Annotated in this window: 13 protein-coding genes and 2 pseudogenes; 5 read left to right on the top strand and 10 right to left on the bottom strand. The window is 69.9% G+C overall.

Annotation, left to right across the window (positions count from 1 at the left end):
• Window positions 1-280 precede the first annotated feature (280 nt).
• From ACFVT5_RS06940 to ACFVT5_RS06910, 7 genes are all read right to left on the bottom strand, one after another.
• Window positions 281-1192, bottom strand: coding sequence for a class I SAM-dependent methyltransferase (locus tag ACFVT5_RS06940; protein WP_389882265.1), 912 nt, complete (start codon window positions 1190-1192; stop codon window positions 281-283).
• A gap of 111 nt (window positions 1193-1303) precedes the next feature.
• On the bottom strand, window positions 1304-2404 hold the full coding sequence (locus tag ACFVT5_RS06935) for an NAD(P)-dependent alcohol dehydrogenase (protein ID WP_389882263.1): 1101 nt from the start codon (window positions 2402-2404) through the stop codon (window positions 1304-1306).
• A 2-nt stretch (window positions 2405-2406) separates the two neighbouring features.
• Window positions 2407-3810 carry an aldehyde dehydrogenase family protein gene (locus ACFVT5_RS06930; protein WP_389882261.1) on the bottom strand — a complete coding sequence of 468 codons (1404 nt, stop codon included), beginning with the start codon at window positions 3808-3810 and terminating at the stop codon, window positions 2407-2409.
• An 8-nt stretch (window positions 3811-3818) separates the two neighbouring features.
• Window positions 3819-4595, bottom strand: a complete 777-nt coding sequence (locus ACFVT5_RS06925; protein WP_389882259.1) for a (5-formylfuran-3-yl)methyl phosphate synthase — start codon at window positions 4593-4595, stop codon at window positions 3819-3821.
• 178 nt (window positions 4596-4773) lie between these two features.
• Window positions 4774-6120 (bottom strand): LLM class flavin-dependent oxidoreductase, encoded by a 1347-nt coding sequence (locus tag ACFVT5_RS06920; RefSeq protein WP_389882257.1) that lies wholly within the window; start codon window positions 6118-6120, stop codon window positions 4774-4776.
• 369 nt (window positions 6121-6489) lie between these two features.
• Window positions 6490-7185 carry a L,D-transpeptidase family protein gene (locus ACFVT5_RS06915; RefSeq protein ID WP_389882255.1) on the bottom strand — a complete coding sequence of 232 codons (696 nt, stop codon included), beginning with the start codon at window positions 7183-7185 and terminating at the stop codon, window positions 6490-6492.
• Between the two features lie 243 nt (window positions 7186-7428).
• A complete protein-coding gene (locus ACFVT5_RS06910) occupies window positions 7429-8994 on the bottom strand; it encodes a peptide-N4-asparagine amidase (RefSeq protein ID WP_389883581.1) in 1566 nt (521 codons plus the stop codon).
• A gap of 363 nt (window positions 8995-9357) precedes the next feature.
• Between ACFVT5_RS06910 and ACFVT5_RS06905 the strand changes: the two genes are divergently transcribed.
• Window positions 9358-10902 carry a glycosyltransferase family 39 protein gene (locus ACFVT5_RS06905; protein ID WP_389882253.1) on the top strand — a complete coding sequence of 515 codons (1545 nt, stop codon included), beginning with the start codon at window positions 9358-9360 and terminating at the stop codon, window positions 10900-10902.
• An 81-nt stretch (window positions 10903-10983) separates the two neighbouring features.
• Here the strand turns inward: ACFVT5_RS06905 and ACFVT5_RS06900 are convergent.
• Window positions 10984-11725: pseudogene (locus ACFVT5_RS06900) on the bottom strand (L,D-transpeptidase family protein).
• A 223-nt stretch (window positions 11726-11948) separates the two neighbouring features.
• On the opposite strand from ACFVT5_RS06900, the gene ACFVT5_RS06895 reads away from it, so the two are divergent.
• Together ACFVT5_RS06895 and ACFVT5_RS06890 are read left to right on the top strand one after the other, a co-directional pair.
• On the top strand, window positions 11949-13865 hold the full coding sequence (locus ACFVT5_RS06895) for an ABC transporter transmembrane domain-containing protein (RefSeq protein WP_389882251.1): 1917 nt from the start codon (window positions 11949-11951) through the stop codon (window positions 13863-13865).
• Window positions 13862-15652, top strand: a complete 1791-nt coding sequence (locus ACFVT5_RS06890) for an ABC transporter ATP-binding protein (RefSeq protein WP_389882249.1) — start codon at window positions 13862-13864, stop codon at window positions 15650-15652. The genes ACFVT5_RS06895 and ACFVT5_RS06890 overlap by 4 nt, the downstream gene beginning before the upstream one ends.
• Here ACFVT5_RS06890 and ACFVT5_RS06885 read toward each other — a convergent pair.
• A complete protein-coding gene (locus ACFVT5_RS06885) occupies window positions 15649-17286 on the bottom strand; it encodes an MFS transporter (protein WP_389882247.1) in 1638 nt (545 codons plus the stop codon). The two genes, ACFVT5_RS06890 and ACFVT5_RS06885, sit on opposite strands and share 4 nt — an antisense overlap.
• A gap of 225 nt (window positions 17287-17511) precedes the next feature.
• Window positions 17512-17778 (bottom strand): annotated as a pseudogene (locus ACFVT5_RS06880) (NAD(P)/FAD-dependent oxidoreductase); the annotation flags it as partial.
• Between the two features lie 196 nt (window positions 17779-17974).
• Here ACFVT5_RS06880 and ACFVT5_RS06875 point away from each other — a divergent pair.
• Together ACFVT5_RS06875 and ACFVT5_RS06870 are read left to right on the top strand one after the other, a co-directional pair.
• The gene (locus tag ACFVT5_RS06875; RefSeq protein WP_389882246.1) at window positions 17975-18568 is read left to right on the top strand and encodes a helix-turn-helix domain-containing protein; all 594 of its coding nucleotides are present in this window, start codon (window positions 17975-17977) and stop codon (window positions 18566-18568) included.
• Between the two features lie 113 nt (window positions 18569-18681).
• A complete protein-coding gene (locus ACFVT5_RS06870; RefSeq protein ID WP_389882244.1) occupies window positions 18682-19566 on the top strand; it encodes a class I SAM-dependent methyltransferase in 885 nt (294 codons plus the stop codon).
• Window positions 19567-19600: the final 34 nt, after the last annotated feature.

The following is a 19600-nucleotide window of genomic DNA, read 5'->3' as shown; positions in this document are numbered from 1 at the left end:
ACGCCACCTTTCACGGCCTTGAGACGACGGGGTAGGGCAACGGCCCGGCGGGTGCGGTGGGACATCGGTGTCTTCTCCAGGACGTCATGTCGCCGGGCAGCCACAGCACAGCAGGGCGCCCCGGCAGTTGGCCTACCGTACGTCGGTCGTTCACCTTGACCGCCAAGCCCGGCAAAAGGTTGTGGCGCCCGCCCCACCTGGGCGGCATTCATCGACAGCGGGATCGATTCGCGGCACTTGTCCGCGAGGGAACCCACCAGGCCGACATGGCGCGGCGGCGTTACGGTCGGGGCTTGTTCGCGAACACCCACCTGTTGCCCGCCAGCGCGTCGTTCTGCTCGGGCAGCGGGCCGCGTCCGTGATGGCGGGTGAAATCGAAGGGGGTGTGGACCGATACGGACCAGCCCTTTCTCGCCAGATCACCGGCGGAGTCGGGTCGCGGACCCCTGTCGAACAGGGTGAGCAGGTCGATGCCTATCTGGCGTGTGGTCGAGGTGTAGAGCGGGCTGTCGCGGTATTCGAGCAAGTCCTTTTCGAGCTTGACCTCGAACGCCAAAGCGCTTCCCCCGGTACTCAACCGCTCCACCGTGTCGATGAGGTATGTCTCGGCGACGGCGGGCAGATAGAACAGCAGCCCCTCGGCCAGCCAGACGCTCGGTGCGGCCCTGTCGAAGCCGGCGTCGGCGAGCGCGCCGACCCAGTCCCCGCGCAGATCGATCGGTACGGGTACGCGGGCTGCCTTCGGGGTGGCCGACAATCCGTCGAGCACCTTGTGCTTGAACGCCAGTACGCCTTCCCTGTCGATCTCGAAGATCACACAGCCGGGAGGCCAGTCGAGCCGGAACGCCCGCGCATCCAATCCCGCCCCGAGCAGGACCACTTGGCGGGCGCCTCCCTTGTGCACCGACTGGAGGAGGAAATCGTCGAGGACCCTCGTCCGCAGACCGAAGTACCGCGCGAAGCGCCCCCACAGCGGGTTCGCGTCGCCGTCCGGAACCTGTTGTATGCGGACCGGCCAGTCGGCGGACGCCGGTGCGGCGAGCACGAAGTGCTCCGCGTAGAGGTCCCGTGCCAGGGTGTCGTGGCGGTGGGTCTCGATCGCGCGTGCCGCGGCGACGAGGAGAGCGGTCACGCCTATACCTCCTTCCACGCCTTCCACGCCGGTGTGACGAGGCGTTGTGCTGCCGACCACGTGCCCTCCTTGGGCGAGTTGAGACCACGAACAGCGAGGAATGAAAACGAAAGGGTGGGTCAACGGTGGACGCACTGCGCCACCGCACCGGCGCCGTGCCTCAGGACGCGCTCACCGGCGGCTCTCCCCCGGGAGCAGAACGGGTTTGACCACGCGACCCGCGTCGCAGTCGCGTTCTGCCTCGTTGATGGCGGCGAGTGGGTACGTACGGATCAGCTCGTCGAAGGGGAACCGCCCGGCCTGCCACAGCGCGATCAGCCGCGGAATCATCAGTCCCGGCACCGCGTCCCCCTCGCAGATGTGGGTGATTCTCCTGCCCCGGTCCAGTGCCCCCGGTTCGAGCGGCAGCGCGGTGTGGAGCCGTGCCACCAGGCCGAGGTGGCCGGTCGGGCGCAGGCCCCTGAGCGCGTCGTTGATCAACTGGGCGGAGGCCGTGGTGTCCAGCGCGTATCGCGCGCCGCCGTCGGTCAGCCGCTGGATGCGCCCTGCCAGGTCGGTCGACGCGGCGTGCAGCGGGATCGCGCCGTACCGCTCGGCGATGGCCAGTCGTTCGGGGTATCGGTCGACGGCGACGGTCACCGCTCCGGAGGCACCGGCCGCCATCACCGCGGCCAGGCCCACCGCTCCCGCGCCGAAGACCGCGAGGGTGTCACCGGGCCCGACGCCGAAGGAGCTGAGGACCGCTCCGGCGCCGGTGAGGAAGCCGCAGCCGAGCGGTCCGAGCAGGTCGACGGGCAGCGAGGGATCGACCCGGACGGCGTTGCGGGCCGGCACCATCGCGTACTCGGCGAACGAGGACTGGCCGAACCACCGGGGAGCCAGTTCGCCGCCGGCCGCGTCGGTGAACCGCGCGGCCTTCTCCGTTCGCCCTCCGAAGAGGTTGAGCGAGGCGAAGGAGTCGCAGTAGGCGGGGGCGGCGCCCAGACAGTTCCGGCACTGTCCGCAGGAGTCGAAGCTCAGCACAACGTGGTCGCCGTTGCTCAGGCCGGTGTGCGGGCCGCCCGTCTCCACCACGACTCCGGCGCCCTCGTGGCCGAGCACCGCCGGTAGCGGTGAGCTGCCCGAACGCCGGACCGCGAGATCGGTCCGGCACATCCCGCAGCCCGCGATCCTGACCAGGATCTCGCCGTCGGCCGGCCCCGCGTTCAGGATCACCTCCTCGACGGTGAATCGGCTCTCGGACGAGCGCAGTACCGCCGCGTCGAACCTCATCGTCACGCCTCCTCAGGCCGGTGCACGACGAACGGCCTGAGGTTTCCGTAGAGCCCCCACGGCCCGCCCGCGACGCCGACACCGCTCTCTTTGATGCCCGCGAAGGGCTGGGCGAGGGACAGTTCGGCGTGGTGGTTGATCCACGCCGTCCCGCACTCCAGCCGGTCGGCCACCGCCTCGGCCCGGTCGAGGTCGGTCCCCCATACCGAGCCGCCCAGCCCGAACCCGGTGTCGTTGGCCGCCTCGACGGCTTCGTCCAGGCTTCCGTACGGCAGCACCGGCAGGACCGGACCGAACTGCTCCTCCCTCACCACCGGGCTGTCGGGCGGGACGTCGGTCAGGATCGTCGGGGCGTAGAAGTAGCCCGGCCGGTCCAGCCGGTGGCCGCCGGCCACGGCTCGGGCACCGTCGGCCAGGGCCTGGTCCGTGTAGCGCTTGACCCGGGCCAGTTGGGGGGCGTTGTTGACCGGGCCGAGCTGGGTGTCCGAGTCGAGTCCCGCTCCGACGACGACGGTCTTCGCGCGCTGTGCGAGGGCCTCGACCACCTCGGAGTGCAGCCGGGCCGGGGCGTAGACGCGCTTGACCGCCATGCAGACCTGGCCGCAGTTGCGGAACGCCGCCCAGAACAGGCGGTCCGCGATCCGCGCCACCTCCACGTCCTCCAGCAGGATCGCGGCGTCATTGCCACCCAGTTCCAGGGTGACTCGGGCGAGCGAGGCCGCCGCGCCCTCCGCGACGGCCCGTCCGGTGGGAATCGAACCGGTGAAGGTGACGTGGCGGATCCCCGGATGGGAGGCCAGGCGGGCGCCGAGGGGTTCCTGACCGGTGACGATCGTCAGTACGTCCTCGGGGAGGGCGGTGGACATGACGGAGCCCAGCAGCCGGGTGGCGAGGGGCGTGAAGGGAGAGGGCTTGAGGACCATCGTGTTGCCCGCTGCGAGCGCGGGCGCGAACTTCGCCGACGCGAGCTGAAGGGGAAAGTTCCACGGGACGATCGCGGCGACGGGTCCGAGCGGTCGCCAGCGGATCTCGCTGCGTACCGGCCGACCGTCCCTAAGGGGCCGGGGCTCGGGTCGTAGCTCGGCGAAGTAGCGCAGGCGGGCCGCCGTGCGGGCGATCTCCGCGTAGGACTCGACAAGGGGTTTGCCCTGTTCACGGGTGAGAAGCGGGGCGATGTCCGTCGCCGCCGTATCCACGGCGTCGGCTGCCGCGAGCAATGCGGTGGCGCGGGCGACGGGGTCGGCCCGCCAGGTGCGCCATGCCTCGTGGGCCCGGCCGACGACGGCGTCCAACTCGTCCGGCTGCTGGTCGGGAGCCTCCTCGAAGGCCAAGCCGGTCGCAGGATCGAGGACGGCGAAGCGCTCGCCGAGGGTTCCGGGGGCTCGATGGGGCGGGCGTGTCGCCATGCCGGCGATCAGCTCGCTGCGGTGACGGCAGCCGTGTGTTCCCGGGCATGCCGGTCCATCTCCGCACGGAAGGCGGCCACCAAGTGCGGCTGAATCCTTCCGGTGGTGCGGTCGCCGCCCTCGCAGACCGCCCCGCGCACTCCCACGATGTCCGTGCCGATGCGGGTCAGCGCGCCGAGGTCTCCGACCTTCACGCTGCCCGCGAGGGCGGCGAGCAGATCGGAGTCGTGGGCCCGCTGGACGAACTCCGCGCAGACCTCCGGCGGAACGTGGTCGAACAGCCGTGTCCCGTCCTTGACCGCGGTGTCGAGCATGGCCGCGTCGGCGCCGGAGCGGACGGCGATGTCGGGCAGGGCAAGCGGGTTGACGCAGCCGATCCGGTGGGCATCGGCGTAGCCCGAGGCGACGACGAACGCGTCCGGCCGATAGTCCTTCACTGCCCGGACGACCCCTCGCATGACATCGATGGCCTGCTCGGGCGTCGTGCATCCGTAGAGGCCGACCTTGATGTACGTGGCTCCGGAGACGGCCGCTCCGAGCGCCGCCTGGGCCACCGTGCCGGGCTTGTACGGCACGTCTCCCACGGTGGCGGACACCGGCTTGTCCGCCGGGACCGCGTCGCGGATCTCTCTGATGACCCACGGGAAGTTCGCGCCGAGCGAGCCCTCGTCGGGCTTCTTGACATCGACGATGTCGAGATGCTCGGCCGCCTTCGCGCAGTCGAGGGCCTCCTCGACACTGTCCGGGGAGATGAGAAGCAACAACGTGGACTCCTTCCGCCGCATGTCCACCTGGCCAAGGGGCAGGTGTGCGAAGTCGCCTGGATCACTTGCGCTCCGCTCATGATTACGGCGGTCCTCCGGCCATCGGTAGGGCGCGCGGAGTCCGAACGGTGTTGCCGCGACGTACCCGGTGCGCCGTGCGCGCCGGTTCGGCCAACTCCCGCCCAGGTCCGGCGCGGAGTCAGGAACAGCCGTTCGTTTGTCGGCGTTCGCGGGTGTGGCGGTTCTCGGGGATCGGGAGGCCGAGGTTGCCGCGCAGGGTGTCGGACTCGTACGCGGTGCGGAACAGGCCGCGCTTCTGGAGGAGCGGTACGACACCGTCGACGAAGAGGCCGAGGTCGTCGTTGTTCCGGAAAGCGAGGTTGATGCCGTCGAACGCGCCGGCGTCGAACCACTGCTCGATGGTGTCGGCAACGGTCTCCGGTGCTCCGACGAACGGCGAGCGGCGGAACGCGTTGACCGAGTCGGCGACCTGACGCAGCGTGAGATTCTCGGCCTCGGCCCGCTCGATGATCTTCTGGGCGCCCGTCCGGCCGCCCTTCTCGGCGAGGTGGGCGACGTCCGGGAAGGGCGCGTCCAGGTCGTGCCCGCTGAAGTCGTACGCGCCGAACGAGCGGCCCAGGAGCGCGAGGTTGCGCCCGAAGTCGTTGTCCTCCTCGAAGATCTCCCGTTCGCGACGCCTCGCGGCCTCGTCGGTCGCGCCGACGATCGGGTCACCGTGGATGAAGACCTTGATGTGGTCGGGGTTACGCCCATAGGACGCGGTGCGGGACTTGATGTCGGCGTAGTACTCCCGCGCCTGCTCCAGGGTGCCGCCCGGCGCGTAGATACCCTCGGCGACCCGTGCGGCCAGGTCGCGGCCCTCGTCGGAGACCCCGGCCTGGAAGATGACCGGCCAACCCTGGGGTGAGCGGGAGATGTTGAGCGGCCCCGCGACCTTGAAGTGCTCCCCGACATGGTCGAGCGCGTGCAGCTTGTCCGGGTCGAGGAAGACGTCCCGCTCCACGTCGGCGGTGAACGCGTCGCCCTCGTAGGAGTCCCACAGGCCCTGCGCGACCTGGACGAACTCCAGGGCGCGGCCGTAGCGGGTGGTGTAGTCGAGGTGCTCGTCCAGGCCGTAGTTCTTGGCGGTACCGGTGTCGAAGCTGGTCACCACGTTCCAGCCGGCGCGCCCACCGCTGATGTGGTCGAGCGACGCGAACCTGCGGGTGAGGTTGAACGGCGAGTTGTACGTCGAACTCGCCGTGCCGACCAGGCCGATGTGCCGGGTATGCGTGGCGACGGCGGACAACAGGGTCAGTGGCTCCAGCCGGTTGAGGTAGTGCGCGGGGTAAGTGGCGTTGATGAACTGGCTGTCGACGATGAAGAAGGCGTCGAAGAGCGCGTGCTCGGCCGCCTGGGCCTGCTCGATGTAGTAGGTGATGTCGATGCTGGCGTTCTTCGCCACGCGTGGGTCTTTCCAGAGACCGTGCTGGCCGGGGCCGCCGACTCCGTACGGATGCAGGGCGAGATGGATAGTGCGCGGCATGACAGCTCTTCTCCGTGGTTCGCTGATCCCGGGATGACAGCGCGAGGGGAACGGGCGCGGGCTCAACTCAACGGCGGGCAATCAGCGTTGCCGGCAGGAGTCGGGCGGCGCCTGTGATCAGGGACGGTGCCCGATCAGGGGCAGTGCGCGATCAGGAACGGATCAGCGACAGAGGGTGCTGGAAGTGCGCCGCGGGTGCGTCGTGAGCATGTAGAACATCGTGACGGCAGCCGCCGACGCCTGTCAATGGACACCTATAGGTGTCTCATTGGGCGGAACGGTCTTCGACCACAGATCAGGGCGCGGACACCGGCGTCAGAAGCCGGGCCGCGCCCCACGTCGCATCGCATCGCGTCAAGGCAGTGGCGATCAGGTGCCCGGCTTGCGCCCGTACACGTAGACGTCGTCGCCCTTCTTCAGAAGCGACCAGTACTTCTTGGCGTCGGCGGTACGCATGTTCACGCAGCCGTGCGAGCCCGGCGGGTTCCACATGCTGAGGCCCACCGAGTGGAACGCCTGGCCGCCGTCGAAGAACTGGCTGTAGGGCATGGGTACGTTGTAGATGCTCGACACATGGTCGATGTTGCGCCAGTACACCTTCTTCAGACCGGTGCGGGTCTCGTACCCGTTACGGCCCGTGCGCACCGGCACCGGCCCGTACACCAGCGTCTTGCCGTCCTGGATCCAGCTGAGCTGAAGCGTCAGGTTGACGCAGGCTATACGGCCCTTGTTGACGGGGCACTTGCCGTCCTTGTTGGGCTTGTTGCCGACGGCCTTCTGCTTGTTCATCAGGTCCATCACGCCCCAGGTCACGGGGCCCGCGTAGCCGATGTTCGGCGTGATGCCGTGCTTGTTCTGGAATCCCCGGATCGCCTTGCAGTCGGCCGCGGACTGCTTGCCGTCGACCGGGCGGCCGAGGAACTTCTCGACCTGCTTCTGATACGGGCCGGTCTGCGTCGTGCACGACGCGGCACTGGCCGGAGCCGCCCCCAGCGCCAGCGTCAACGGGGCCACCAGGCCGGTGATCCCGAGAGCGACGGCGCTCCTTCTGCGAATGTCCCCCATGTGTGGCTTCTTCCTTTCACGCGAACTGCGAGGTTGCGCCCATGTAGACCGTCCGGGCCGACAATGCGTTGTATCGGGGATGCCCCCTGTCGCAGAGCCCGAACACCTGTGACCGTTCCGTGACACGCACCAAGCAGGATCGGGGAAGTCCGGTGCGGTACAGCGCCCCGCCAAGGGCGCGGGAAACTGCGCGACCAGCCACCGACGGCCGGCGGATTCCGCACCGGTCTTCCCGCGGAGCACTCAGCAGCGGGTGCGGTCCCGCGTAAGGGCGCCCTGGACGGTCGTCAGACTCCGGTCGTAGCAACTACCGCTGCCGTACAGGCGGTACCGCTCACTGGTGGTGGCGACCGCGTGCCGCTGATCACGCGGGACGTTCGCCGTGTACGTGGCATCACCCGCGTAGGAGTCGTCGAGCCGCTGCCAGGCGACCGTCCGTCCGCCTCGGGACTCCTCGACGGCCGCGCGGTCACCGAGCGCGAGGACGGTACGCAGCCGGTCGCCGTCGCCGAGGGTCGTCGTCCCGTCCATCGTGTACGTGCGGTCGGCGCGGATCACGCGCGCGGGGCCGCGTCCCGCCGTGGTGACCGTCTCGTCGTCCGTCCAGCGCGCGTCGAGCGCGTCCATGGTCTCGCCGGCGGTCCAGCGGTGCGTGGAGGTGTGGGCGAGCGCACGGGTCACGGTCGTCGTCACACGGCCGTGGGAGGTGTCGACATAGCCGGAGACTGTCAGTCGGTGACCGCCTTCCGTGTCGAGCCGGTGCTCCGAACCGGGCTTGTAGGAGGTGGAGTTGTCCGGAACGCTCTCCTGCTGCCGGGTCACGGCACCGGTGACCTGCTTACGGCCCTCGTCCTGCCAGACCAGGACATTGACCGGCGTACTCCAGCCGCTCTGCCCCTGCGGGACGCCAACGACCGACACTTCGACCCGGTGCGCCTTGCCGTCGTTGAGGACGCCCGCGAACGGGGTCAGGTCATACGTGATCGGCCGCACGTCGAAGGCGCGGGGGCCCGGAATCACGTACCAGAGAAAGGGGTTGGACCAGCCGCCGGTCCAGACCGTCGGGAAGGGGGACGCGATTCCCGCGAGGTGTCCGTCGACCTTGATCTGCACCTCCCGGTAGGGGCCGTTGTCCGCCTTGCAGGAGTACGGGGCTTCGTCCGGCACGGTCAGGTACCAGTACTCCTCGCAGCCGCCGCCGGATCCCGTCGCGTACACCTCCGCGAGCAGGCGTTCGGAGTTGCGCGGGGTCGTGAGCGTGCCGTTGTCGAGGGTGAGGACGCGGTCCGGGGTGTCCTGGGTGTGTTGGGTGTGTTGGGGGTTCTGGGTGGCGGACCTGGCGGTGCGCTCGGCCGCGTAGAAGGTCAGCGTGACCTTGACGTCGAGGATGCCCGTGTAGGTGTCGTCAACGACGTTCCCGATGAGCATCTCCACGTCCCGCGCGCGGCGGAGCGTGTCGCTGTAGCGCGTGACGTCCTTCTCCACCGACCAGGCGATGCCGTCAGGTGAAGGCTGAGGGGTGGACGTGCGCAGGACTTCCACGCCGCCGATGCGCAAATAGCCCAGCCGGTCGTACTGCCGTCCCTTGACCTTGCCGTCGAGTCGCAGCACCACCTTGCTCCACCGGTCACCGCACCCGCGAGGCGGGGCGTAGGCGCCCTTGTACGGCGTGAAGTCCCGGAACTGCGCCTCGGCGACGGTGACTTCGCACGCCTTTGTGCCCGGCTTGGATATCGGTGGCGCCGCCGTGAGCGGATCGTGCCAGTCCGTACCGAACTCGGGCGGCGGTTCGGCAGCGGCCCGCATCATGGTCGGCGAAGCAGCATCAGTCGGCGCACGGGTCACGGCCGCCGCCGAACCGGGGCCGGTGAAGGTGGTCAGGGCCATCAGGAGGCCCATGAGGAGGAGTAAGGGCGCGCGCCTTTGCACACGCACCGAGGCGGACACGGGCGGTGGACACGGGCAGAGACCTGGGCATGGACCTGGGCAGGAACTTGAGCATGGGCATGGCGATCCGTCTTCTCATGCACGGAGTTCTACGGGTGCACGGCGCGGGGTGCAATGACGCCTCCGCGCGGTATCGACCCCGGCCCGGTCCGCCCAGTACGCTCCGCCTGGGCGATGGGACGCTCACCCCCGTACGGCCGGGCCCACAGGGAGACGGAGCGTGCGATGGACGTGACCTCGCCGGGAACACAGGACGATTCCCCGGCCGACCGCTACGGGCGCCCCGCACTCCTCAAGCCCTTCGCGACCGTCCCGGTCCTGGCGACGGCCGCCGCGTTCGGTGCCGTGCTCTCCGCGCTGTCGGGTCGGTACGGATTCCACCGTGACGAGCTGTACTTCCTCGCGGCGGGCGACCATCTCGACTGGGGATATGTCGACCAACCACCGCTGACCCCGCTGATCGCCCGCGCCTCCACCACCCTCGTCGGAGACGGGACGGCGGGTCTGCGCGTGGCGGCGACGCTCGCCTCGATGGTGAGCGTCGTGATCGTGGCGCTGATCGCCCGCGAACTCGGCGGCGGGCGGCGTGCCCAACTCTGGGCGGCGGGCCTCGCGGCGCTCGGCGGGCAACTGCTCGCCGTCGCCCACATGGTGTCCACGGCCACCTTCGACCTCCTCGCCTGGCTGCTCATCAGCTGGCTGATGCTGCGCCTCCTGCGCACGGGCGACGGCCGCTGGTGGGTCGCCGTCGGCGCGGCCGTCGGGGTGGGCGTCCAGAACAAGTACCTGGTGGTGCTGCTCGTCGCGGTACTCCTCGCGGGCGTCATCGCGGTGGGGCCGAGGCGCGTTCTGCGCAGCGGATGGCTCGCGGCGGGAATCGTCCTCGCGTTGGCGCTCGCCCTGCCCAATCTGTGGTGGCAGGCGGACCACGACTGGCCCCAACTCACCGTCGCCGACGGGATCAGCACCGATGACGGCGCCGAGAACCGCGCCCTGTTCGTGCCTCAGCAACTCATCTATCTCTCCCCCCTGTTCGTCCCCGTGTGGATCGCCGGCTGGCTACGGCTGTGGCGGGACCCCGCGCTGCGCTGGGCCCGCGCCTTCGCCGTCGCGTACCCCCTGCTGTGCGTGCTGGTCCTCGCGGCGGGCGGCAAGGGCTACTACGCCGTGCCGCTGCTGATCGTCCTGCTGGCGGCGGGCTGCGAACCGCTGCTCACGTGGGTACGGGGCGGCCGTCGACGCGTCCGGAACGCGCTGCTGGGGACCGCTGTCGTCCTGACCGCCGCGATCAACGCCATGGTGACGTTGCCCGCTCTGCCGCCCAGCGCACTCGCTGTACCCATGGCGATGAACAAGGAGCAGGGTGAGCAGGTGGGTTGGCCGGTCCTGGCGGACGCGGTGCGTGACGGCTGGGCGAAGGTTCCGGCGGACTCCCGCGCGCGTGCGGTCGTCCTGGCGCAGAACTACGGCGAAGCCGGCGCACTCGCCCTGTACGGGCCCGGTCGTGGTCTGCCGAGGCCCTACTCGGGCCATATGAGCTTCGCCGACTGGGGGCCACCGCCGGACTCCGCCGACGGGCCCGTCCTGCTCGTCGCCCAACGTGAAGGCCAACGGTTCCTGTCGCGCCACTTCACCGACTGCCACGAGGTCGCGCGCGTGGACAACGGGTTCGGCGTCGACAACGAGGAACAGGGCGCTGTCGTGCTGCTGTGCGCGGGGGCGACGGAGCCGTGGTCGGTTCTGTGGCCTTCGCTGCGGCACTACTACTGAGGCACTACTACTGAGGCACTACAGATCCAGCTGAAGACCCACTGGAGACGCAGTTGGAGACCCACGAGAGAGCCGCACTTGTCACGCATTGAGGCCGGCCTTGTCCCCCATCACCACGACCGGGTGCTGCTTCGGGTCCAAGGTGCGCAGCAGGTACTCCATCCCTGACTTCGACAGGCTCACGCAGCCGGACGTACCGCTGCCGTGGTCCATGTGCAGCCAGATGCTGCCGCCCTTCGACTGGCCCTGCGGGCGCGTCGGGTCGTTGGGCGAGGTGCCCTTGACGCGGTTGTAGTCGATCGCGATGACGTAGTCGAAGTCGTGCCAGTGCGACTTCGCCCAGTAGTGCGGAGCCTGGAACCCCGCCGACTCCGTGTACGGCAGCGCGGCACCCGGATCGGGCAGCACTCCCCCGGCGTCGGTCAGCGAGAACACCCCGACCGGGCTTCGCTTGTCCCCCTCGTGATGATCCGGCGTCCAGCCCTTTTTACCGTTGTGGCCGTCCCAACTCCGGGTCTTCTTCCAGGTGGAACCCTTCTTCGTGTACAGCACCACGGTCGCGTCGGCCGAGTCCGCGTCCTCGCCGTACACCGCGACCACCTGACGCGCCGAGGCGGGAATCTGCTTCTGAAGACGGTCACCCACATCGGGGATACGTTTGAGGTCGCTCGCGCGCGCGTCGGCGTCCTGGCCCCTTACTGGCGTTCGCGTCGCCCTTGGCCGAGCTTCCGTCGCCCGAACTCCCGCACCCCGTGAGCGACGCCAGCAGAACACCACAGGTCGCAGCAACGACCCCCGTTCGCACCGCACCGGATATCCGCATACGCCCCATCGTCGCACCAGCCCCCTCCTGTCCAGCGCCGACCCCACGCCAGGACACCTGACGGGGGCCGAATCTTTGCCGTCCCACATAAAACCGTTTGCCTGAAGGGCAGCCGGAACGCGAACCTTTCACGGTTTGCTCCGCTGGATTGTTGTCCGCTTCTCTCCACTTCCCTCCCTTTTCGCCCACTTCTCCAAGACCGCCATCCGAGCCCTGGGACACCATGCAGATTCGAGACCTTCCCTACGCCGACCCGGGTGTGCCCGACGCACGCACGGGCCCCCGGTTCCTGCTCTGGCTCGGCCGGAACCAGCTCGGCGGTCAGCTCAAGTCCCTCGCCTGGGGCCTCCTTCACTTCATGGCCGTGGCGGCCCTTCCGTACGCCGTGGGCTACGCCGTCCAGTCCGTCGTCGACCGTTCCGGCTCACGCCTCGCCGTAGCGGGTGGGTTCATCGCCCTGCTCGGCCTCGCGATCGCGCTCGGCGACACGATGCTGCACCGCACCGCGATGACCAACTGGATCACCGCAGCCGCGCGCGTCCAGCAGCTCCTGGCCCGAAAGACCGCTCTGCTCGGTTCGGCGCTCACCCGCCGGGTCGCCGCCGGGGAGGTCGTGGCCGTGTCCACGGGGGACGTAGAGAAGATCGGCTGGTTCGTCGAGGCGCTGTCGCGGTTCGCCGCCGCCGCCCTCACGGTCGTCTTCGTCTGTGTCGGTCTGGTGCTCTACGAACCCTCCCTCGGTGTCGTCGTGGCGGTGGGCATCCCGGTGCTGGCCCTCGCGGTGCTGCCGCTGCTGCCACGGGCGACCCGGCGTGCCGATGTGCAGCGTGAGAAGGCCGGGCGCGCGACCGAGCTGGCGTCGGACACCGTCGCCGGTCTGCGGGTGCTGCGAGGTATCGGCGGCGAGGAGCTGTTCCTCGACCGGTACCGCCGTGCCTCCCAGGAGGTCCGCAGGGCGGCCGTGCGCAGCGCGCGGATGTGGGCCCTGATCGCCGCCCTCCAGGTGCTCCTTCCGGGGCTGTTGCTGATCGTGGTCGTGTGGCGCGGTGTGCGGCTGGCGCAGGACGGCGGGATCTCGGTGGGGGCCCTGGTCACCGTGTACGGCGCCGTCACCATGCTGAGTTTTCCCTTGCGGCACTTCGAGGAGATCGCCATGGCGTACTCCTTCTCGCGTCCCTCGGCGAAGCGCGCGGCACGGGTGTTGTCGCTGGAACGGACGATGGACTCGGACGGGTCGCGTACGGCAGAGGTGCCCTCGGGCGATCTGTACGACCCGGCGACCGGGCTGCTCGCGCGTGACGGTTCCTTCACCGCCGTGGTGTGCGGGGACCCGGACGCCGCCGGACGTCTCGCGGAACGACTGGGTGGCCATGCCTCCGTCGCCGATGACCTGCCGTCCGCGCTGGTCGGTGGGGTGCCGTTGGACGAGCTTCCGCTCGACACGGCACGCACGGCCGTACTGGTACAGGACAAGGACCCGGTGCTGTTGTCCGGGACGCTCCGCGAACTGCTCGACGTCCCCTCGTCGGGCGCCGTACCGGCCCGGCGCGCGTTGGAGGCCGCGCAGTGCACCGACGTTCTCGACGCGCTGGCCCAGGGTGCGCTCGACGCGTCCGACCCCATGGACGCGGGGATCACCGAGCGGGGCCGCTCGCTGTCGGGCGGCCAGCGCCAGCGGCTCGCCCTCGCACGGTCGTTGATCACGGACCCTGGCGTGCTGGTGCTGGACGAGCCGACGTCCGCGGTGGACTCGCACACGGAGGCGCGGATCGCCGAGGGCGTGCGGTCGCTCCGGGAGGGCCGGACGACGGTGGTGTTCACCTCGTCGCCGCTGCTCCTGGACAACGCCGACCGGGTCGTGCTGGTCCACGACGGGGAGGTCGCGGCGGTCGGTGTGCACCGTGAACTGGTACGGACCGAGCCCCGGTACCGGGCCGTCGTGACCCGGGAGACGGACGACGAGGCGGCGCGGACGGACAACAAGGCGGCACTGCGGGCCCTCAAGTCCGGGCATCCGGCGGAGCTGGCGGGATCCGGGCATCCGGAAGAACTGTCGGGGTCCGGGCGGCCCGACGAATCCCGTGGTCGGCCGGCCGCGGGCACCTGGGAAGAGCTGGAAGAGATCGAGGAGAAGGCATGATCGGCCTAGCGCCCCCGGCCTACGACCCGGCGGCCCCGACGACGGCGAACACGCTGCCGGTCGGCGCCCCCGCGACAGTGCGGGCCTATGTGGGCGAGCTGTTCCGGCGCCACCGCCGGGCCTTCCTCCTCCTCGTCACCGTGAACGCGGTCGCGGTCATCGCGTCGATGGCGGGGCCCTACCTGCTCGGTTCCCTCGTCGAGCACGTCTCGGAGGGCGCCGGTGCCCTGCGCGATCTGCATCTGGAGCGGTCCGTGGCGCTGTTCGCCGTCGCGCTGGTCGTGCAGGCGTTCTTCGTGCGGCAGGTGCGGCTGCGCGGGGCGATGCTCGGTGAACGGATGCTGGCCGATCTGCGCGAGGACTTCCTCGTCCGCTCCGTGGGACTGCCTCCCGGGGTGTTGGAGCGTGCCGGTACGGGCGATCTGCTGTCCCGTATCACCACGGACATCGACCGGCTCGCGAACGCCATGCGCGAGGCGGTGCCTCAGTTGGCCATCGGGGTCGTTTGGGTGGCGCTGCTGCTCGGCGGACTCGCCGTCACCGCCCCGCCGCTGGCTCCCGCCGTGCTCATCGCGGTGCCGCTCCTCGTGGTCGGCTGCCGCTGGTACTTCAAGCGGGCGCCGTCCGCCTACCGGTCCGAGGCGGCCGGGTACGCCGCCGTCGCGGCTGCGCTGGCCGAGACCGTGGACGCGGGCCGGACCGTCGAGTCGCACCGGCTCGGTACGCGCCGCGTCGAGCTGTCGGACCGGCGGGTCACGGAGTGGACGGCCTGGGAGCGGTACACGCTGTGGCTGCGGTCGGTGCTGTTCCCCGTCATCAACCTCACGCATGTCACGGTGCTGTGCTCGGTGCTGATGGTGGGCGGTGTCTTCGCACTCCAGGGCTGGATCACCATCGGCCAGTTGACGACGGGTGCCCTCCTGGCCCAGATGCTGGTGGATCCGGTCGGGTTGATCCTGCGCTGGTACGACGAGTTGCAGGTGGCCCAGGTCTCGCTGGCCCGCCTGGTGGGCGTGCGGGACATCGAGCCGGACGAGGGTGATCCTTCGGTGTCGCCGGACGGCCGTACGGTGCGGGCGGACGACGTCCACTTCGGCTACCGCGCCGGCGTCGACGTCCTGCGGGAGGTGTCGCTGAAGGTCGAGCCCGGCACGCGGATGGCCCTGGTCGGACCGTCCGGTGCGGGCAAGTCCACGCTCGGGCGGCTGATGGCCGGGATCTACGCGCCGAGGGACGGTGTGATCACCCTGGGTGGCGCGGAGCTGTCCCGGATGCCGGCGGAGCGGGTGCGCGCGCATGTGGCGCTGGTCAATCAGGAGCACCACGTGTTCGTGGGGTCCCTGCGGGACAATCTGCTCCTCGCCCGTACGGGTGCCGAGGACGCCGAGTTGTGGGCGGCGCTCGGCGCGGTCGACGCGGACGACTGGGCGCGGGCCCTCGATGACGGCCTGGACACGGAGGTCGGTTCGGGCGGAGTGGCGCTCACTCCGGCGCAGGCGCAGCAGATCGCGCTGGCCCGGCTGGTCCTGGCCGATCCGCACACGCTGGTCCTGGACGAGGCGACCTCGCTGCTCGACCCGCGCGCTGCCCGGCATCTGGAACGGTCGTTGGCGCGGGTCCTGGACGGACGGACTGTCGTGGCCATCGCCCACCGTCTGCACACGGCGCATGACGCGGATGTGATCGCGGTGGTCGAGAGCGGTCGGATCACCGAGTTGGGCAGCCATGACGAGTTGGTCACGGCGGACGGCGCATATGCGGCGCTGTGGCGGTCCTGGCACGGTTAGGCCGTTTCGCTTGGGTGTGTCGTGCCGTTGGACTCGTCCTGTTCCTTCGCCTCGGGTGGGTGCGTGGGACTCAGCGGGCCTCGGATGAGGACGTAGAAGAACAGGGCGACCATGACGGCGACGCCTGCCCACATGGCCTGCTGCCACCCGTCGACGAACGATTCCTGAGCGGCACGGACCAGCGCCTGCGCATGGCTACCCGTTCCCTTCGCCACTTCGACGGCGTTGGCGACGCCTTCGCGTGCGGTGTCGGCGGCGCCCTGAGGGACGCCGTCGAGCCGGGAGTCGATGGCGCCGCGGTAGCCGGAGGACAGGAGCGCGCCGAGCAGAGCGACGCCCAGCGCGGTGCCGAACTCCCGGGTGACGTCGTTGAGTGCGGAGGCGACGCCCTGGCGCTCACGCGGCAGGGTGCTGGTGATGGCCTCGGTCGAGGGCGTCATCGACAGTCCCATGCCGATGCCCATGGCGAGCATGCCGGGAAGGACGGAGAGGTAGCCGCCGTCGACCGAGACGAAGGTCGCCATGAGGGCCAGACCGGCGCCGGCCAGGAGGATTCCTGTCGCCATGGTGGACCGGCCGCCGATACGTGCGGCCAGCTTGGGGGCGAGGCCGGATGCCATCATCATGAGCACGGCCATGGGCATGAGCGCCAGGGTGGACAGGAGACCGGACCAGCCGAGCACGGCCTGGAAGAACGGGAAGAGGACCACGAAGATCCCCGCCTGGACACCGAAGACCACCAGGAGCGTCATCGAGCCGCTGGCCAGAGAGCGCTCGCCGAAGAGGCGTATGTCCAGGAGCGAGGCATCCCGGCGGCGCAGTTCCCAGGCCACGAAGCCGACGGCTGCGATGACACCGACGAGGAGGGCGAGCACGGTCACGGGTGCGGTCCAGCCTCGCTCGGGCCCCTCCTGAAGGACGAAGATCAGGCCGACCACCGCGACGACGGAGGTCAACGCGCCGACGGTGTCGAAGGCGTGCCCGGACCTCTCGCGGGAGTTGGGAACCGATCGCAACGCCATCACGAGAGCCACGATCACGAGCGCGACGGGCAGGACGAAAAGCCACCGCCAGTTCGCCACGTCGACCAGGGCGGCCGAGAGGAACATACCCAGGACGCCGCCACCTCCGGCGACGCCGGTCCACACGCCGATCGCCCGCCCGCGCTCCTCCGCCGGGAAGGTCGAGGTGATGACAGCGAGGGTGATGGGCATGATCATCGCTGCTCCTACGCCGCTGAACAGGCGTGCGGTGAGCATGACTTCAGCCGACGGGGCAAGGCCCGCCGCCACGTTGGCGACACCGAAGACCGCCAGTCCGGCGAGCAGCATGGGCTTACGACCCCAGCGGTCGCCGAGCGCACCGAGCGGCAGGAGCAACGCGGCCAGGCTGAGGGTGTAGATGTTGATGATCCACAGAATCGTGCTCTGCGATGCGCCGAAGGCGACGGCGAGGTCGGGCTGGGCGACGTTCAGTCCGGACACCGAGGCGATGACAGCCATCAACGCGATACAGACAGCGATCAGGATCGTGCGACGGCGGCGTGCGTCCGGCACGTCGTCCGCGACGGCGACGGCGACGGCGGCCCGGCTCGTCTCGGCAGCACTCACCTGCGGAGGCTGGTTCGTACTCATGGATTCCTCTCGAAAAAGGGCATGGGGATGGAAGAGGGCATGCGGATATCTGTGCGGGAGCAGCGCTGGGTTGGGCTGGACGCCGAGGTGGCCCAAGGTGATGGGTCTGGGTGATGGGTCAGGGCGATGGGTCTGGAGCCGGGCCCGCGTCTGTACGCCGCCGTCGCAGAGGGCGGTGGGGTATCGGCGGAGGTATGGGTGGGGGTGTCGACGAGTTGGCGGGCGTCAGGCGTGGGCGATGCCGCACTGGGCGGCGGCGAGGACGGCCTCGGTGTCGGCGGCGGCCAGGTCGGCGTTCATGTGGGCGCCGGCCAGGGCACCGGCCGCAGCGGAGGCGCCGACCTGGGCGGTCAGGTCGGTGGCGTTACCGGCCACCCAAACCCCGGGCACCTCGGTGGCACCGGCCATACCGGAGGCGAAACGGTGCCCCATCCCCCCGGGCAGGTCCTCCATCGGCAGCCCCAGTCCGCCCAGGCCCTCGATGCGTCCGCGGCACCGCCGCCGATCACCAGGGCGTCGACGGTCTCACCCGGCAACTCGTCGGTCGCGTACGCGGCAGTTGACACAGGCATGGCGTCGCACCCTTTCGTTCATGCTCGTTCACGTTCGTTCACGCGGGCCCAGTCCTCCCCGGGGCCGTGTTCACGACGATAAACACACCTTGCGGCGAAGGCATACGATGTTGCCTATGACGCAAGACAGTGGCGAGCTGGACAGCCTGGTACGCAAACGGATCCGCGCCCTGCGTGTGGCACAGGGCTGGTCCCTAGAAGAACTGGCCACCCGCGCCAAGGTCAGCCAGTCCACTCTCAGCCGGATCGAGAACGGCCAGCGCCGCCTTGCCCTGGACCAGCTCGTCACCCTCGCTCGGGCCCTGGACACCTCACTGGACCAGCTCGTCGAGACAGCCGCCGACGACGTCATCACCAGCCCGGTGATCGACGGCAGCCACGGCCTGATGCGCTGGCCGATCAAGGCGGAACCCGGCATGACCGTGGTGCGTCAGCGCATGACGAACCCGCCGCCCGACAATCCCTCACGCATGCGCGCGCACCAGGGCCGCGAATGGCTCGTCGTGCTGTCCGGCACCGCGATCCTGCTCCTTGGCAACCGGCGCTTGCGGATCGAGACCAACCAGGCGGCGGAGTTCCCCACGATGCTGCCGCACGCCATCGGCGCCGAGGGCGGGCCCTGCGAGATCCTGGGCATCTTCGACCGCGACGCCCGCCGCGGCCACCAGCGCACTGACGACGTCCTCGACAACGGTCGACCCTGCCCCTGACGTACTTGGCGCCACGGTCGGCCGCTTGCGCGTTCGGCAGTTCTTGCGGCCATCGTCTTGCGCAGACCGGGAACCATGCTGCCACGACGGCAAGGCCCTCTTAGCGTGTGCCCATGACCCAAGCTTCCCCGCACCCGGCACACAACGGCGCTCACCCCGTTCCCCAGCACACCCCGGACTCCCACGACCACGCGTCCGACGACCAGACGGAGATCCTCGACCTGGACGCGGAAGTCCTCGCCGAGCACATCGCGTCCATCACCGCATGGCTGCCCGTCGAAAGCGATCCGCGCCACATCGTGGACCTGGGATGCGGGACCGGTACCGGCACCTTCGCCCTGCTCACACGCTTCCCCGAAGCGGAAGTGACCGCCGTCGACGCATCGGCCGGTCATCTGCACCGCCTGCGGGAAAGGGCCGAGACGCTCGGTGCGGCCGACCGGGTACGCACGGTGTTGGCCGATCTCGACACGGACTGGCCCGAACTCGGCCGGCCCGAACTGGTGTGGGCTTCGGCGTCGATGCACCACATGGCCGACCCCGACCGCACCCTGCGCAAGGTCCACGACCTGCTCTCCCCCGGCGGACTGTTCGCCGTCGTGGAATTGGCCGGCTTCCCGCGCTTCCTTCCCGACGACGCCCCGAGCGAGCGGCCCGGCCTGGAGGAGCGCTGCCACACCGCCCTCGCGCAGCACCACGCCGACCATGTGCCTCACCGCGGTGCCGACTGGGGCCCCAAGCTGGCCGCCGCCGGGTTCACCATCGAAGGCGAGCGCACGATCAGGGTGAACATCGACGGCTCCCACAGCGAAGCGGTCGGCCTCTACGCACTCACCAGCCTGAAGCGCCTGCGCGGCGGCGCCGCCCACACCCTCACCACCGAGGACCTCACCGTCCTCGACCAACTGCTCGACACCGACAGCCCCCTCAGCATCCTGCGCCGCAACGACCTCACGGTCCGCACCGAACGCACCGTGTGGGCAGCACGCCGCACCTGACCTGAGCATGCCGCCGGCCTCCGGCCGGGCCGCC

Origin of the sequence: Streptomyces sp. NPDC058001, from assembly GCF_042886315.1 — a bacterium.
Classification (GTDB): domain Bacteria; phylum Actinomycetota; class Actinomycetes; order Streptomycetales; family Streptomycetaceae; genus Streptomyces.
Note: the sequence above shows the minus strand (reverse complement) of the source record. Positions and strands in the feature narration are given on the sequence as shown.

Excerpts from the sequence above, each read along its gene's own strand:
- ACFVT5_RS06935 (WP_389882263.1), bottom strand. The coding sequence starts at position 2,404 with ATGAGGTTCGACGCGGCGGTACTGCGCTCGTCCGAGAGCCGATTCACC.
- ACFVT5_RS06930 (WP_389882261.1), bottom strand. The coding sequence starts at position 3,810 with ATGGCGACACGCCCGCCCCATCGAGCCCCCGGAACCCTCGGCGAGCGC.
- ACFVT5_RS06925 (WP_389882259.1), bottom strand. The coding sequence starts at position 4,595 with ATGCGGCGGAAGGAGTCCACGTTGTTGCTTCTCATCTCCCCGGACAGT.
- ACFVT5_RS06920 (WP_389882257.1), bottom strand. The coding sequence starts at position 6,120 with ATGCCGCGCACTATCCATCTCGCCCTGCATCCGTACGGAGTCGGCGGC.
- ACFVT5_RS06915 (WP_389882255.1), bottom strand. The coding sequence starts at position 7,185 with ATGGGGGACATTCGCAGAAGGAGCGCCGTCGCTCTCGGGATCACCGGC.
- ACFVT5_RS06910 (WP_389883581.1), bottom strand. The coding sequence starts at position 8,994 with ATGATGCGGGCCGCTGCCGAACCGCCGCCCGAGTTCGGTACGGACTGG.
- ACFVT5_RS06905 (WP_389882253.1), top strand. The coding sequence starts at position 9,358 with ATGGACGTGACCTCGCCGGGAACACAGGACGATTCCCCGGCCGACCGC.
- ACFVT5_RS06895 (WP_389882251.1), top strand. The coding sequence starts at position 11,949 with ATGCAGATTCGAGACCTTCCCTACGCCGACCCGGGTGTGCCCGACGCA.
- ACFVT5_RS06890 (WP_389882249.1), top strand. The coding sequence starts at position 13,862 with ATGATCGGCCTAGCGCCCCCGGCCTACGACCCGGCGGCCCCGACGACG.
- ACFVT5_RS06885 (WP_389882247.1), bottom strand. The coding sequence starts at position 17,286 with ATGAGTACGAACCAGCCTCCGCAGGTGAGTGCTGCCGAGACGAGCCGG.
- ACFVT5_RS06875 (WP_389882246.1), top strand. The coding sequence starts at position 17,975 with ATGACGCAAGACAGTGGCGAGCTGGACAGCCTGGTACGCAAACGGATC.
- ACFVT5_RS06870 (WP_389882244.1), top strand. The coding sequence starts at position 18,682 with ATGACCCAAGCTTCCCCGCACCCGGCACACAACGGCGCTCACCCCGTT.